The 14,473-nt window shown below is 59.8% G+C and carries 23 protein-coding genes; 1 reads left to right on the top strand and 22 read right to left on the bottom strand.

The window, feature by feature from the left end; all coding sequences use genetic code 11:
• Window positions 1-5: 5 nt before the first annotated feature.
• Window positions 6-965, bottom strand: a complete 960-nt coding sequence (locus KF757_14440; GenBank protein ID MBX3324173.1) for a prepilin-type N-terminal cleavage/methylation domain-containing protein — start codon at window positions 963-965, stop codon at window positions 6-8.
• 451 nt (window positions 966-1,416) lie between these two features.
• Here KF757_14440 and KF757_14445 point away from each other — a divergent pair, with 451 nt between their 5' ends.
• A complete protein-coding gene (locus KF757_14445; protein ID MBX3324174.1) occupies window positions 1,417-1,890 on the top strand; it encodes a RidA family protein in 474 nt (157 codons plus the stop codon).
• 212 nt (window positions 1,891-2,102) lie between these two features.
• Here the strand turns inward: KF757_14445 and KF757_14450 are convergent, their stop codons facing one another.
• The 21 genes from KF757_14450 to rplV all read right to left on the bottom strand — a co-directional run bounded on the left by KF757_14450 (window position 2,103) and on the right by rplV (window position 14,340).
• Window positions 2,103-2,972 carry a choice-of-anchor A family protein gene (locus tag KF757_14450; GenBank protein ID MBX3324175.1) on the bottom strand — a complete coding sequence of 290 codons (870 nt, stop codon included), beginning with the start codon at window positions 2,970-2,972 and terminating at the stop codon, window positions 2,103-2,105.
• Between the two features lie 380 nt (window positions 2,973-3,352).
• Window positions 3,353-3,985 carry a 50S ribosomal protein L17 gene (gene rplQ / locus KF757_14455; GenBank protein MBX3324176.1) on the bottom strand — a complete coding sequence of 211 codons (633 nt, stop codon included), beginning with the start codon at window positions 3,983-3,985 and terminating at the stop codon, window positions 3,353-3,355.
• Between the two features lie 59 nt (window positions 3,986-4,044).
• A complete protein-coding gene (locus KF757_14460) occupies window positions 4,045-5,052 on the bottom strand; it encodes a DNA-directed RNA polymerase subunit alpha (protein ID MBX3324177.1) in 1,008 nt (335 codons plus the stop codon).
• Window positions 5,053-5,251: 199 nt separating this feature from the next.
• Window positions 5,252-5,629 carry a 30S ribosomal protein S11 gene (gene rpsK, locus KF757_14465; protein MBX3324178.1) on the bottom strand — a complete coding sequence of 126 codons (378 nt, stop codon included), beginning with the start codon at window positions 5,627-5,629 and terminating at the stop codon, window positions 5,252-5,254.
• 21 nt (window positions 5,630-5,650) lie between these two features.
• Window positions 5,651-6,028 (bottom strand): 30S ribosomal protein S13, encoded by a 378-nt coding sequence (rpsM, locus tag KF757_14470; protein MBX3324179.1) that lies wholly within the window; start codon window positions 6,026-6,028, stop codon window positions 5,651-5,653.
• A gap of 12 nt (window positions 6,029-6,040) precedes the next feature.
• Window positions 6,041-6,157: a type B 50S ribosomal protein L36 gene (ykgO, locus tag KF757_14475; protein ID MBX3324180.1), complete on the bottom strand. Its 117-nt coding sequence runs from the start codon at window positions 6,155-6,157 to the stop codon at window positions 6,041-6,043.
• A gap of 126 nt (window positions 6,158-6,283) precedes the next feature.
• Window positions 6,284-7,690, bottom strand: coding sequence for a preprotein translocase subunit SecY (secY, locus tag KF757_14480; protein MBX3324181.1), 1,407 nt, complete (start codon window positions 7,688-7,690; stop codon window positions 6,284-6,286).
• A gap of 56 nt (window positions 7,691-7,746) precedes the next feature.
• Window positions 7,747-8,355, bottom strand: coding sequence for a 50S ribosomal protein L15 (rplO, locus tag KF757_14485; protein ID MBX3324182.1), 609 nt, complete (start codon window positions 8,353-8,355; stop codon window positions 7,747-7,749).
• A 32-nt stretch (window positions 8,356-8,387) separates the two neighbouring features.
• Window positions 8,388-9,083 (bottom strand): 30S ribosomal protein S5, encoded by a 696-nt coding sequence (gene rpsE / locus KF757_14490; protein ID MBX3324183.1) that lies wholly within the window; start codon window positions 9,081-9,083, stop codon window positions 8,388-8,390.
• Between the two features lie 25 nt (window positions 9,084-9,108).
• A complete protein-coding gene (rplR, locus tag KF757_14495; GenBank protein ID MBX3324184.1) occupies window positions 9,109-9,480 on the bottom strand; it encodes a 50S ribosomal protein L18 in 372 nt (123 codons plus the stop codon).
• Between the two features lie 30 nt (window positions 9,481-9,510).
• Window positions 9,511-10,062, bottom strand: coding sequence for a 50S ribosomal protein L6 (rplF, locus tag KF757_14500; GenBank protein ID MBX3324185.1), 552 nt, complete (start codon window positions 10,060-10,062; stop codon window positions 9,511-9,513).
• 70 nt (window positions 10,063-10,132) lie between these two features.
• Window positions 10,133-10,531, bottom strand: a complete 399-nt coding sequence (rpsH, locus tag KF757_14505; GenBank protein MBX3324186.1) for a 30S ribosomal protein S8 — start codon at window positions 10,529-10,531, stop codon at window positions 10,133-10,135.
• A gap of 32 nt (window positions 10,532-10,563) precedes the next feature.
• Window positions 10,564-10,749 (bottom strand): type Z 30S ribosomal protein S14, encoded by a 186-nt coding sequence (locus tag KF757_14510; GenBank protein MBX3324187.1) that lies wholly within the window; start codon window positions 10,747-10,749, stop codon window positions 10,564-10,566.
• Between the two features lie 52 nt (window positions 10,750-10,801).
• On the bottom strand, window positions 10,802-11,452 hold the full coding sequence (rplE, locus tag KF757_14515) for a 50S ribosomal protein L5 (GenBank protein MBX3324188.1): 651 nt from the start codon (window positions 11,450-11,452) through the stop codon (window positions 10,802-10,804).
• Between the two features lie 14 nt (window positions 11,453-11,466).
• Complete coding sequence (rplX, locus tag KF757_14520) at window positions 11,467-11,826, bottom strand: 50S ribosomal protein L24 (GenBank protein ID MBX3324189.1); 360 nt, start codon at window positions 11,824-11,826, stop codon at window positions 11,467-11,469.
• Window position 11,827: 1 nt separating this feature from the next.
• Window positions 11,828-12,214: a 50S ribosomal protein L14 gene (gene rplN, locus KF757_14525; protein MBX3324190.1), complete on the bottom strand. Its 387-nt coding sequence runs from the start codon at window positions 12,212-12,214 to the stop codon at window positions 11,828-11,830.
• Between the two features lie 70 nt (window positions 12,215-12,284).
• Window positions 12,285-12,554 (bottom strand): 30S ribosomal protein S17, encoded by a 270-nt coding sequence (rpsQ, locus tag KF757_14530; protein MBX3324191.1) that lies wholly within the window; start codon window positions 12,552-12,554, stop codon window positions 12,285-12,287.
• 48 nt (window positions 12,555-12,602) lie between these two features.
• The gene (rpmC, locus tag KF757_14535; GenBank protein MBX3324192.1) at window positions 12,603-12,806 is read right to left on the bottom strand and encodes a 50S ribosomal protein L29; all 204 of its coding nucleotides are present in this window, start codon (window positions 12,804-12,806) and stop codon (window positions 12,603-12,605) included.
• Between the two features lie 18 nt (window positions 12,807-12,824).
• Entirely contained in the window at window positions 12,825-13,250 is a 426-nt protein-coding gene (gene rplP / locus KF757_14540) for a 50S ribosomal protein L16 (GenBank protein ID MBX3324193.1), read from the bottom strand.
• A gap of 29 nt (window positions 13,251-13,279) precedes the next feature.
• Window positions 13,280-13,981 carry a 30S ribosomal protein S3 gene (gene rpsC / locus KF757_14545; protein MBX3324194.1) on the bottom strand — a complete coding sequence of 234 codons (702 nt, stop codon included), beginning with the start codon at window positions 13,979-13,981 and terminating at the stop codon, window positions 13,280-13,282.
• A complete protein-coding gene (gene rplV / locus KF757_14550) occupies window positions 13,981-14,340 on the bottom strand; it encodes a 50S ribosomal protein L22 (GenBank protein ID MBX3324195.1) in 360 nt (119 codons plus the stop codon). Before rplV ends, rpsC begins: the two co-directional genes overlap by 1 nt.
• Window positions 14,341-14,473 lie beyond the last annotated feature (133 nt).

The following is a 14,473-nucleotide window of genomic DNA, read 5'->3' on the forward strand; positions in this document are numbered from 1 at the left end:
CAGGATCAGTCGACGAAGATCGTGATGGTCAGGTTGGTACCCGCACCAGAGATGTTCGACACCTGGCGGAGCCACGCGTTGCGCTGCTCGAAGGCAAGGTTGGCCGCGGTCACGATCGTGCGGTCGAGGTCGTTCTCGTTGACGAAGATGTTGTCCGGCTGAGTGCGGTTCGCTTCAGCCAGGCCCGAGAACGTGAAGATCAGCTTCTCGGGGTTCGGCTCGGTCGAGAACTCGACGTGAGCGTCGTTGAACCCGATGAGGCCTTCCCACTTGGTGCGGCTGCCGTGGATCAGCAGCGTGTTCGACAGCGTGCCGGTGGGCCCGGTCACGAGTTCCCACGCGGCCGTGGCGCCGCCGCCGGTGTATTCCGGACCGCGGTTGCTGAGCATGGCTTCAGTCGCGCTGAACGTGTTGGAGAACTGCGCCTTGCGCTTGCCGAACGGCATCGAGTGAGCGTACGAGAAGTTGCCGATGGTCTGCTGGCCCGCGACTGCAGTCGTCGAGCTCTGGCACATCGGTGTGGCCGAGAACTTCGGATCCCACAGTGCGAATGCCGGCTCGGCCGCCCCGGTCGGGCTGGTCAGCTGGTATTCCTTGTACTGATCGTACTGGCCGTTCGGCTCGGTCGTGCCCTTGCACATTTCCGTCGGGATCGAACCATCGAACACCAGGATCGAGAAGATGTTGCGGGTGGTGTCCTTGAGTGCCGGATTCGCGACTGTCGCGCCAGCAATGGTCTTGTTGTTCCTGTCCAGACGGCTGGGCAGGGGGTACGAGTCGCGGTTGCTGTTGGCAAAGACCGCCATCGACTGCAGAATGTTGCGAATCTGAGTCGAGTCCTTGAGCTGCTGGGCCGTACGACGAGCCTTGCTCAATGCCGGCAGAAGGATGCCGATGAGCAGGGCGATGATCGCGATCACGACCAGCAGTTCGATCAACGTGAAACCACTACGAGACTTTTTCATGACTATTTCTCCACATGACTTGTGTCGGGCACATGACAGGTGCCACGACGATTCCCTGAACAACACTCGCCGATGACAGGAGTTCGATTCAGGTGCCGCTCTGCCGGGACAATCCCGAACAGACGCACCGCCACTGAATACGAATCTTGCTCCGGCACGATTCCGGGTCCATCCCTCGAAGGTAGAGTGACACCAAGCGTCACCATACGCCTCTTAAGCCGACGATCATCCTCAGCGAAAAACCCGGTTTCGCGCCGAGGGCCAACTTGTCGGCCGCATGTGGAGGAAAAATCCGGTGGATGACACCACCAAATCAGGGCATTGCGATCAAAACTCATGCCCACATGCTGCCAGTCTGTGCACAGACCCTTGATACAATACACGATCCGGACGTTTGGCTCAACCGGTTGCATCCGTTCGTTCACAAAACTTGATCAGGAACACACAATTCATGAAAACACCCTATGATCCAGAGAGCTCTCTGGCCTCGCTCGGGCTCACCCTGCCTGCCGCGCCCAAACCGGTCGCTGCCTATATCCCATGGGTGCGCAGCGGTAATCTCCTGTATGTTTCTGGGCAGATCCCGTTTGTGGACGGTTCGCTCCTCCTCACGGGACCATTGCCCGATGCGGGATCTCTTGAACAGGCTCAGGCAGCTGCCAGACAGTGCGGGCTGAATGCCCTCGCGGTGGCGAAGTCGGCGCTGGAGTCCCTTGATCGGGTGTCGCGGGTCGTGCGACTGGCGGTGTTCGTGGCTAGTTCACCCCACTATCCGGATCACCCCAAGGTTGCCAACGGCGCGAGTGAGTTAATGGTCGCGGTGTTTGGCGAGCGAGGGCGACATGCACGGGCTGCGGTTGGGTGCTCGTCCCTCCCTCTCAACGCGACAGTCGAAGTCGAGGTGCTCTTCGAGATCGCATCCTGACCCACCCAACACGGGGACAAGACGACAAGACTTGCACCCATACCCCCGTCGACCCGGCTTACACCTGTAAAAAGTAAAAGTCTCCGGCCTGACAGGCCGAAGACTGGGATGATTGTTCGGGACGATTTTTGGTAGTTGCATTGGGGCGCGGAGCGCAATACCTTGCCGCGCCCAAATGCAATTCTAAAGGCTGATTCGTTGCCCGCTCGGCGTCAGCGCAGACGTCGACGGCGACACGCACACAGGCCCGCTCCGACGAGCAACGCGAGTGTGCCGGGCGTCGGCACATACCCCTCATAGCCGGGCAGGTGGACTTCGCCATTCTGGGTGAACGAGCCGCCGATGAACACTGAGCCTTCGATGGCGGTGTTGTTGGTCAGCGAGGCGTTGGGCGCGAGAATCGCACCGTTGATCTGCCGCTGCAGGTCGATCGAGGTCGCGTCGACGAAGTTCCAGATGGTCGTCGCCCGAACGTTCTGAGCATGCCATGCGCCGACGAAGTTGCCGGTGTTGTATACGACGTTGTTGCCGTAGACGTTGATGACAATGCTCGATGCGCCATTGGCGTTGAGGTTAATCTGCTGCACCATGCCATTCGAGAAAAGATCTGAAGCATTGATGCTGAACACCGCCAGGTTGCTCGGTCCGCCTGGGTTGGCGTTGAACGTCGCGGCCGAGGGCTGCTGCCCCGGGAGTGAGACGGTGCTGTTGGTCGTTAGCGAGGCAAGGTGCGACGAGATGTTTGACAGAGTCGCGCTGTACGGAGCGACAAGCCCAGCCACCGCTGCATCAACCGACTCAGTACCGCCGCCATTCATGTTCATATTGCCGAACCGTGCACCGGAGCGGCGGACGTTGCCGGCGTTAACGTTGACGTTGCCCGCGGTGATGTTGCCGCCGACGAGCAGTGTGTCGATGAGAAGGTGAGCCTGAGGGTTGAGCTGCGTGGCATAGTTGGATGCCGGGCCGCCCAGATTGCCGCCGACGAAGGTACGGCCTTCGACTTCGGAAGTGCTGGTCAGGTTGCCCATGACCATCAGGTTGTATTGATTCAGCACGCTGGCCGATGCACTTCCTGCCATCGACGCCAACACGACTAGCCCCCCCGCAAGCGCGGGCCTAACGAAACGATCAACGATCAACGATCATGGCGTGTCCTTTCTCTCCAGTTTCTTGCTGTACTGAGGTGTAACGAAGCCTCAGGGTGTTCGCGGCTCCTACCCCGCGTACACGCCGCACTGTACGACTCTTGAGACCCCATGGACTCGGGTTTGCGTTTGAATTTCGCCATATTTTGGAGAATTAACTGCATCGGATTGAAGATGAGACGATCCGATTAATTGTTCTCGGGCTTCAAGCCGAGGCAGCAACGAGTGATGGAGTTCGTAGCTTGCGTTGATCGTGTGCGCATGAAAAAGGCCGATCCGAAGATCGGCCTTGATTCTGAAGTTTCGTACTTTACTCAGGCGGATTCACTGGCTGTGGTCTTGGCAGCCTTGCGCAGTTTCGCGGCATAGGCGGTGCGACGATCGGCCTGGCGGCGGCGCGTACTCGGGCGGCCACCGATCTCGGGGCCATCCTCATTGCCGACGAACTGAATCACAACCAGCGGAGCAGCGTCGCCGAGACGATGCTGCCCCAGTTTGATGATGCGGGTATATCCACCGGCGCGATCCTCGAAGCGAGGTGCCACGTTCGTGAAGATGTGATTGATGAGTTTGGGAGCCTTGCGCAGTTCGCCGTAGCGATTGCGTTCGACCTTGTCACTGGCCGGAATGTCGAAGAACCCTTCGACGAAATCCCGCTTCTCCTCGACAGCCTCGCGGTCCGCGTCCGACGCGTTCTTGGCCAGATAACTCCAGGCGAAGGCGTTACGATCGCCACCGAGCATCGATTCGACCAGTCGGCGCGAGTGAAGATCGTTCTTCCTGGCGCGTGTGACGATTTTTTCGACGAACGGCTGAAGGGCCTTGGCTTTGGGCAGCGTCGTGGTGATCTGCCCGTGTTCGAAGAGACTGGCAGCCATGTTGCGCAGCATCGCCTGACGGTGCGCAGTGGTGCGATTGAGTTTCAGACCGGCCTTGCGGTGACGCATGACAAACTCCCTGCAACTGAAGACCCGACCGTGTCGGGCCTCGATTGTAGCCTTCCCGATCAGCCGATCGAGTGGCTCTGATACCCCTCGGGCAGATCCATGCCCAGATCCAGACCGATATCCAGCAATTTCCGCTTGACCTCGCGCAGGCTCGTTCGCCCGAACGAACGCAGTTTGAGCAGTTCCTGTTCGGACTGCTGGACGAGCTGTGCAACCGTGTCGATCCGGGCGGATTCGAGGCAGTTGCTTGCCCGCACCGAAAGATCAAGGTCGGAGATCGGCATATTCAACTTGCGGATGAGGACCTCGTCGACGCCCGCTGCTGCCGCCGCCTCTTCGCTGACGCGTTCGTCGCCAAGATCAAAGTACTGGACGAACGGGTTGAGATGTTTGCGAAGAATCTTGCCGGCTTCAACGATGGCCATTTCGGGCGTAATCGTGCCGTCGGTCCAGACTTCGAGGGTCAGCTTGTCATAGTTCGTGCGCTGACCGACGCGGGTGTCCTCGACCTTGTACCGAACACGCTGGACGGGCGTGTAGATCGCATCGACCGGGATCAGCGAGATTTCCTGCTCGTCGCCGCGAGCGTACTGCTCGGAGCCGGGAACGTACCCACGGCCCTTGCCGACGCGGAACTCCATCTCCAGCGTCACTTCGCTGGTGAGCGTCGCGAGCACCAGGTCCGGATTGCGGATGGTGATGGCGGTGTCGGCTTCGATGAGGTCGGCAGTGACTTCGCCAGGCCCCTGAGCCGCGAGTCGCATGGTCTTGGGCTCATCGCCCTCCATCTGCACCACGAGGTTTTTGACGTTCAGAACGATGTCGGTAACGTCTTCGAGAATGCCCGGCAGAGTGGTGAACTCGTGCTCGGCGCCTTTGATTTTGACAGCAGTGACGGCTGCCCCTTCGAGCGAGCCGAGCAGCACGCGGCGCATGGCATTGCCGATGGTTGTGCCGAACCCACGCTCAAACGGTTCAATCACGAACCGCCCGAAGGTGTCAGTTCTGAATTTGGGGTCGCTGACGACCTTGGTGGGAAGTTCGAATCCTCTCCAGCGAACGCGCATTGGGTTATCCTCGCCACAGAGTTCTACTCGAGAGAACCTTCCGCGTTGCACTTCTCGTCGAGTTCGATCTGTGGCTCTCGAACCTGACTTCTGTGTGCAGGCGGGTCAGACGCTTGATGTCGCCCGGCATCACACCGAGCAGGCTGCAAAAGGGCGAGAACACGGGGAGTGTCGGCCGATTCGCAGGGGAAAACATGAATCAGACGCGGCGACGCTTTGGCGGGCGGCAACCGTTGTGAGGAACCGGAGTGTGGTCCTCGATCGCGGTGACGCGCAGCCCGGTCGAGACAAGGCCCTGAACGGCAGATTCGCGCCCGGCACCGGTGCCAGTGATGCGGACCTCGACTTCACTCATGCCCATCTTGCGGACTTTGTGTCCGACCTGCTCGCCAGCGCGAGTGGCTGCAAAGGGAGTCGCCTTGCGGGCACCCTTGAAGCCGATCGTTCCAGCAGAATCCCATGCCAGGGCTTCGCCATTGACGTCGGTGACGGTGACGATCGTGTTGTTCTGGGTCGCCTTGACGTGGGCGATTCCGCGAATGACGTTCTTGCGGACTTTCTTAATCTTCTTGGCCATCGTTCTTCGCTCCAGAGAGAATCAGCCCTTGACGCCCTTCTTGCCGGCGACAGTCTTCTTGCGGCCCTTGCGTGTGCGGGCGTTGCAGCGGGTGCGCTGCCCATGCACGGGGAGGCCTCGACGATGGCGATCGCCGCGATAGCAGCGGATGTCGCGCAGACGCTGAATGTTCTGACTGACCTGACGACGCAGCGCACCCTCGACGAGATACGTCGCATCGATGATCCCGTTGATGTGGGCGATCTGCTGTTCGGTCAGTTCATTGGCGCGCACGTCACCGCTGATCTGGGCTTCCGCGAGAATCTCCGCGGCAAACTTCGGCCCAATTCCATGGATGTACTGCAACGCGAAAAGTATTTTCTTCCGTTCGGGAACGTCGTTCCCCGCGATACGTGGCACGGCGGTCGCTCCTCAGCCCTGACGCTGCTTGAACCTGGGGTTCTTCTTGTTGATGACAAACACTTTGCCTTTTCGTCGGACGATCTGGCAGTCCTTTGTCCTGCGTTTGACACTTGATTTGACTTTCATCGTCCTCATCCTTCGGGCCGAGCCCGTTTTTCGTTCGTCTGTTGGCCGGATCGACTGGGCTTTTGGCTCCGAATCGAACCCGGTCTAGATACTAGGTCAGGCGCGGCCTGACGTCACCTGCCACCGTCAGAACCCTCCGGCACCCGCCGGACCACGCAGTTTCGGACCCCGGGCATCATCCTGCCCGCCGCCGAGGAACCCGGCATAGTTGCGCATGAGGAGGGCGGCTTCGACTCGCTGGAGGAAGTCGAGCGCGACCGACACCACGATCAACAGCCCAGTTCCGCCGAGGAACTGCGTCACTACAAAGTCGATGTTCAGACTGCGATTCACAACCATCGGCAACACCGCAATGACCGCCAGGAAGGCTGCTCCGACATATGTGATGCGCTCCATCACGGCTTCGAGATACTCGGCTGTGCGAGGCCCAGGTCTCAAGCCAGGAATGAATGAGCCGTGATCGCGCAATTGCTTGGACATTTCTTCGGGGTTGAACTGGACCGTGATCCAGAAATAACTGAAGAAGTAGACCATGAAGATGTAGAGGAGAACATAAGGGAACTCGCCCATCATGAAGTTGTCGCTCAGCCATCCGGTCAGCAGGGGCCAGAACCCGCCGGCGCCGCTGCTCTGTACAGTCGAGTGCAGGCTGCTGAACAACACCGACGGGAGCATCATCAATGAACTGGCGAAGATGATCGGCATGACGCCGCCGTGGTTGACGCGCAACGGAAGGAAACTCCGCTGCCCGCCGAAGACCTTGCGGCCGCGCGTATGCTTGGCCTGTTGCACGGGAATGCGCCGCTGCGCGACGGTGATGACAACCGACCCCGCGACAACAAGCACGAAGCCGGCTGCAAGCAGAATCAGCCCGAGCCACCCCATCTTTTCAGAGTCCGCCGGATCAAAGTTGCGATAGACAGCCATCACGGCATTGGGCATGCCCGTGAGAATCCCGGCCATGATGATCAGCGACATGCCGTTGCCGATGCCGAAACGGTCGATCTGCTCACCGAGCCACATGAGGAACACGGTGCCCGCAGTCAGCGCCATGACGGCCATCATCCACCACAATGGATTGGCCGCCCAGTTCGGATACACCAATCCCGAGCGCGTCATAAACGCAAGCCAGCCGATGCCCTGCATGATGCAAAGCCCGACCGTGGCGTAGCGTGTCCATTCCTGGATTTTCTGCTGTCCGGTTGGGCCTTCGTCCTTGAGTGCCTTGAGTGCCGGCACGACCCCGCCGAGCAACTGAAAGATGATGGCAGCCGAAATGTATGGCATGATCCCCAGGCCGAAGATCGTGCTCTGTGCGAACGATCCGCCGGAGAAAATCGCGACATACTCCGCCACCCGAGTCGCGGCACTATTCTCGGCTGCTGAACGCTGAAAGAACTCGCTCAACTGCGATTGATTCACGCCGGGAAGCGGAATCCAGAACCCAATGCGATAGACCACGAGCATGCCAAGCGTGAACAGAATCTTGTTCCGCAGCTCGTCGATCTTGAAGACGTTAGTGATGGTCTGAATCAGCATTCGGTGTCAATCGATTCATGCCTGCACGGGCTTGTGCCTGAGCAAGGCTTTCAGTTCTTCTTGAGGACTTCGCCCTTTGCGGCAGCCTCGGCCTTGGCTCGCTGGAACTTGCGCCGCTTGGCCTTCTTGGTCTGGTTCTTGGGTGAGTGGTCATCTGAGTTGCGATCCACGCCGCGAACTCGGTCACGCCGCGTCCCGGTCTCATCGACCGAGCCGCCCGCGCCCGTGACGTGCGTACGCACGGATGCCGACACGCGATGGGCAGTGACATTGAGTTTCACGCCGACCTTCTGACCCTCTGCAAGGTTGCCCAGGATCTTGAGGTCGCGACTTTCATCGCGGATGAGCCCGGCCTTGATGAGGGTCTGCGCGTTGACATCGCCACCCTTGGCAAAGTCGGAATGCTGAAGGATGTCGCCGAGGTTGACGATCCAGAACTGAGTCCGGAACTCGACGTTGTTGAAGCCCATCTTCGGGAGGCGACGGAAGAATGGCATCTGGCCGCCTTCAAAACTGAAGCGGGTCGAATGTCCGGAGCGCGCGCCAGCACCCTTCTGTCCACGACCTGAGCGTTTGCCCGTGCCGCTGCCCTTGCCGCGCCCGATGCGCTTCCTGGCCTTGTACTTGCCCGCCTGGGCGGTAATCTCGTGAATCATCATGTCCGGTTTCTCCGGTCAGGAAAGTCCTGTGTTCAGTTTCCGCTCGATCCGGCTTCGGTCGATCCCGAAGCGTCCTGCTCTGCGCCGCGACGCCGCCCACCGCCGCCGCCGCCACGTCCGCCACGCCCGCCGCCACCGCGCCGTTCCTGCCCGACGGTGTTGACAGGGCCTTGCATTTTCTGCCCCGATGTCTTGGGCATGAAACGCTGTCCCTTTTCAACGCGCTGCTCGATATCAGTGGTTGTGATTTCGACGCCACGCAGCGAGGCGATGTCCTGTCTGAGTTGGAGTTGCTCGATACCTGCGAACACGGCCTTGACCACGTTGAGCTTGTTCGTCGAGCCGTAGCACTTGGTCAGGCAATCCGTAATACCCGCCATTTCGAGGACCGTGCGCACCGTGCCGCCCGCAACAACGCCTGTCCCCGGCGAAGCGGGAATCAGACGGACGCGCGACGCACCAAAGCGGCCTTCGACCTCGTGCGGAATGGTCTTCCCGGTCATCGGAACCAACGCCAAAACACGGCGAGCGTGCTTCTGCGCCTTTTCGATGGCAGCGGGAACTTCCTTCGACTTGGCATACCCATAGCCAACCTTCCCGCGGTGATCGCCAACGACCACGAGCGCGCCGAAACTGAATCGGCGACCGCCCTTGACCGTAGCGGCTGTGCGGTAGATGTTGACTGTGGATGCCTCTAGATGACTGGCTTCGTCCAGAACTTCTGCCATGACGTTTCTCTTCCTGATGAACTGGTTAGAACTGCAATCCGCCCTGGCGGGCAGCGTCTGCCAGCGCCTTGATCCGACCGTGATACCTGAATCCGCCGCGATCGAATGTGACCTGCGTCACACCCGAAGCCTTGGCCCGCTCGGCCACTTTGGTGCCGACGACCTTCGCAGCGTCAACGTTGCCGCCGCCGCTGGTCTTGATGTCCTTGTCGCGTGTCGACGCCGAGCAGAGCGTGCGCCCGCTGAGATCGTCGATGATCTGCACATAGATGTGCGCCAGTGAGCGATAGACCGCCATGCGAGGCCTGTCGGGAGTACCGATGACCCGCTTGCGGATGCCCGTCCGGCGTCGCGTGCGTCGAACTGTCTTTTTCTGTTGCCTGTCCATAATCGCCATCCCTTGGTCGTACAACCCATCGTTTCAGCATCAACTGCCGAACTGCTTGCCCTGCTTGCGCTGAATGACTTCTTCCGCGTACTTGATGCCCTTGCCGTTGTAAGGCTCGGGCGGGCGCTTCGACCGCACCTTCGCGGCGAACTGCCCCACTGCCTGCTTGTCCGGGCCATTGATCGTGATCAACTGCTTCTCGACCAAAACATTCACGCCGGTCGGAATGTCAACCATCACCGGACTTGCAAAGCCGACGCTGAGCTTGAGCGTCTTGCCCGCAATGGCAGCGTTCCAACCCACGCCCACGACGTCAAGCTTCTTCTCGTAACCTTTGGTGACGCCCACCACCATGTTCGCGAAGATCGCGCGCGTGGTGCCCCACAGTGCCTTGGTCAGGCGATCGTCAGCCTTCGACTCGTCGATCGAGACATTGATCGACTTGTTGCTGTCATCGACCGAGACCTTCACCTCGGGGCGATGCTCGAACTCGAGCTTGCCCTTCGGGCCTTCGATGTGCACAGTGCGACCCGCGAGCGAGACTTTCACGCCCGATGGGACTGCGACTGGTTTTTTTCCGATCCTCGACATGGTTCTATCCTCTTCTTCCGTCAGGATTCTGGCCCGACGAAATGCTTCTGCTTCCTGAGCCGCTCCTGCGTCAGATCACCGTGCACAGCAACTCGCCGCCGACCTTCTGGTCGCGACACTGACGATCGCTCAACACCCCGCTGCTCGTCGAGATGATCGAAATGCCCAGACCCTGGCGGATGTGGTGCAGGTCGTCGACCTTGCGATACACGCGGCAACCCGGGGTGCTCTCCCGCTTGATTTCGTGGAGAATCGTCTCTCCCCGAGGCCCATAGCGGAGCTTGATGTTGATCTTGCCCTGTCGCCCGTCATCGACGAGCTCGAAGTCTGTGATGTAGCCTTCGCCCTTGAGCGCTTCGGCGATGCCGCGACAGACCTTGGTGTTCAAGCACACAACGGTCTTCTTGCGGTTCCGGGCCGCGTTGCGGACTCGGGTGAGCATATCAGCGATTGGATCATTCAGAGACATTCTGCGTCCTCAGTGGTTCTTCGAGCCGCTTCTTACCACGATGCCTTGCGCATCCCCGGGATCTTGCCTTCCAAGGCCAGTTTCCTCAGCATGATGCGACTGATGCGGAACTTGCGATACACGCCCCGCGCACGGCCGGTCAGTTCGCATCGGCGAACAATGCGCGATGAATACTTCGGGGTACGCTTGCTCTTGGCGACTTGTGCCTTCGTGGTCATGAGTTCTTTGCCTTCTTCACTCTGCTGGTGTCTTTCTGAGAGAGGTCAACAATCACCTCGACTTGCCGTCTTCGGGCTTGCGGAACGGCATCCCCAGTTCCGCCAGCACGAACCGACTCATCTCCGGAGTCGAATTCTTGAAACAGACGTTGATGTTCATCCCGTGCGTGAATGTCACTTCCGCCATGTTGATCTCGGGGAACACGCCCTGCTCGTTGAGACCCATCGAGTAACTTCCCTGCCGGTCGAACGCCTTGTCGTTCAACCCGCGGAAGTCCTTGATGCGAGGCGTGGCCAGGTGAATCAGACGATCGAGGAAGTGCCACATGCGTTCGCGACGCAGCGTCACCATGGCTGACGATTCGTACCCTTCGCGAACCTTGAAGTTCGAGACCGACTTCTTCGCATGCCGAATCACAGGCTTCTGGCCCGAGATCGCTGTCAGCGTGTCGATCACCGTGCTCTTGACGTTCGGCGGAAGCTTGGTCCCGTCGAGGTGACGCCCCATGTTGATGTTGATGACGACCTTGTCGATCTTCGGCATGGCCATCGCGTTGGCAACGCCGAACTTCTCCGACACTTTCGGCCGAACCGTCTGGTCGAACAGGGTCTTCATGCGCGGCGGACCCGAGACAACAAGCGCTGCCTTGGCTGACTCGCTGTCTGCTCCGCCCTTCTTGGGTTTGCTCTTTTCCTTGGCCATGTGTTCTCTCGATCTCAGATCGTTTCAGTCTTTGACTTGTCGCCCTTGCGCTTGCGGGCGATGGTTGCGATGGGTTGTCCGCTGCGCACCGCGACGCGGACCTTCGAGCCATCCGAACGTTGTTCAAATCGCACACGCGTCGGCTTGCCGTCCACAACGGGGCTGACGTTGGAAATATGAATCGGTGCTTCCACCTGCACCACCGCGCCCTGCGGGCTGCGTTGTGTCGGGCGGATGTGCTTGGTGCGCAGGTTTACGCCCTTGACGATCACTGTCTCAGCCTTCGGGTTGACGCTCGACACTTCGCCCGTCTTGCCCTTTTCGGACCCCGCGGTGACGATGACCATGTCTCCGGCTCGCACGTGTCTTGCCATGTCAGATCACCTCCGTCGCGAGTGAAACAATCTTCATGTAGTTCCGGTCGCGCAGCTCGCGGGCAACAGCACCGAAAATGCGGGTCCCCTTCGGGTTCCCGTCGTCGTTGATCAGAACCACCGCATTCGAGTCAAAACGCACATACGACCCGTCGGCCCGTCGCGTCGCCTTGTTCGTGCGGACGATCACAGCTTTGGACATGTCGCCAGGCTTGATGTCCGCCCCGGGCAGGGCCTTCTTGATGCTCACGAGCACGCGATCACCGACGCCGGCAATCTTGCGCGTAAACCCGCCGCGACGGGTTGACCCGCCATACACACGGATCACGTAAGCGATTTTCGCTCCGGAGTTATCCGCGACATCACATCTCGATTCTTGCTGCAACATGGCTCGACACGCCTCTTTTCAAGCGAGGATTCACGTCCCCGCGATACAACCATTCATCTCGTGATCTCGATCACTCGCCCGATCGCTTCTCTACAATCCGGACCAGTTTCCAGAACTTGGTCTTGCTCATCGGACGGCACGGTGCCACCTCAACCACATCCCCCGTGTGCGACTCGTTGTTCTCGTCGTGCACATGGAGAACGGTCCGGCGGCTGACGTACTTGCCGTACTTCGGGTGCGGGGCACGAAAGTGAATAACAACTTTGCGCGTCTTGTCACGCGCGTCGGTTTCCACCACGCCCTGCCGGATTCCCTTGACTTGCTCGGCTTGTTTGCTCATCACCACTGTTCCTTAGCCGGGGGGCGTCTGCACACCCCGCCGCTTGACTTACTTGCTCTGGCCCGCCAACTCCCGCGAACGAATCTCAGTCAGAAGCCTCGCGACATCGCGACGAACCTTCCCGATCGACGAGACGTCCTCGACCTTTTCCGTCACGCTCTGCGAACGCAAACGGAACAACTTCTCGCGCGACTTCTTGAGTTCAATCGCGATCTCTTCGTCTTTCAATGCTCGAACCTGCTCGCCATTCATCGCACACTCCCAAAATCATCAGACCGTCAGACGACGCTTCACGAACCGGCAACGGATCGGCATCTTCATCGCCACACGCACCAACGCTTCCTTGGCACGTGGCTCCGAGACCCCCGCGATCTCGAAGAGCACCGTCCCGGGCTTGACACGCGCCGCCCAGTAATCCACTTCAGCCTTGCCCTTGCCCATGCGCGTTTCCAGCGGCTTCTTGCTCACGGGCTTGTCCGGGAACACCCGTATGAACAGCTTGCCCTCACGCTTGAGGAAGTGCTGAGCAGCAATACGCCCCGCCTCGATGCAGTTGCTCTTGAGCCAGCACTGATCGAGCGCCTGGAGGCCATAGTCCCCGAACGCAACGTAGTTGCCCTTCGTCGCCTTGCGCTCACGCACGCGGCGAAACTCTTTGCGGTGTTTGACTCGCTTCGGAATCTTATAGGGAGGCATCGTCTAATTCCCTTTGATACTCGCTTGACTCAACGACGACCGCGTGCCCTGGCCTGAGCCCCGGCAGCACGTGACTGTTCTTCTTCAACCTCGGGTGCATACTCACCCTTGTAAATCCACACCTTCACCCCGATCTGCCCGTACGCAGTCGAAGCCTCGGTAAATCCGTAATCGATGTTCGCCTGAAGCGTGCTCAGAGGCAGCGACCCGAGCCGAATATCCAGGTTGCGGCTCATTTCCGCACCGCCCAGTCGGCCACTGATCAGAATACGAACCCCACGCCCGCCCGCCTGCATCACCGCTTCGCCACGACTCTTGACCACGCGGCGGAAACTCATCCGCTTCGACAACTGCTCGGCCACGCTCTCGGCAACCAGCTTCGCGTTCATGTCCGCATTCTTGATCTCGATAATCGAAATCGAAACCTTGCGGCCCGTCATCAGCTGCAGCTCTTCCGTCATCCGATCGACTTCCGCACCCTTGGGCCCGATCACCAGACCAGGACGCGCCGTCTTGAGAATCACCTTGAGCTCTTCGCGCGTGCGCTCGATGAGAATGTCGCTCACCGCGGCGTTTGGCGGCGTGCGGTTCAGGCGATGATCCAGAAATCGACGGATCTTCTCGTCCTCGATCAGAAGTTCGCCATACAACGCCTTGGGCGCGTACCAGCGGCTGCGGTGCGTTTCCGTCACCCCGAGCCTGAACCCAAATGGATGAGTCTTCTGTCCCATCAGGAACGCTCCTCAACACTCACAGTAATGTGACTTGTTCTCTTGAGAATCTGGTGGGCACGCCCACGATCCTTCGGCCTGAACCGCTTGATGTGCGGCCCTTCATCCACGCGACTCTCCGCAACGATCAACGCATTGGGATCGATCCCCGCCATCTCGGCATCCGAGCGGGCCGCGTCCAGTGCCTTGCGAATGTTCACCGCTGCCCGCTTGGAACTGAACATCAGCATGTTCTGGGCATCGACGAAACTCTTGCCACGAATCATGTCGGCCACCAGTTGGGCCTTGCGCGGGCTCCCACGGTGGTGACGAACCTGGCTGGTGAACCGCGTGATATCGCTCAGATCACACCCGAGCATCGCCGCGATCTTCTCGATGTCTGTCTTCGTGCATTTCGGGTGGTCGCTGCCGCGGACCCAGTTGCGAGCCGCTGCCAGAGCGCGCGGTCCGGAAAGCCCCGGTCGCTCGATGGCCTGGGCCAACTGCTCGATG

It is taken from the genome of Phycisphaeraceae bacterium (genome assembly GCA_019636795.1).
GTDB lineage: Bacteria > Planctomycetota > Phycisphaerae > Phycisphaerales > UBA1924 > JAHBWW01.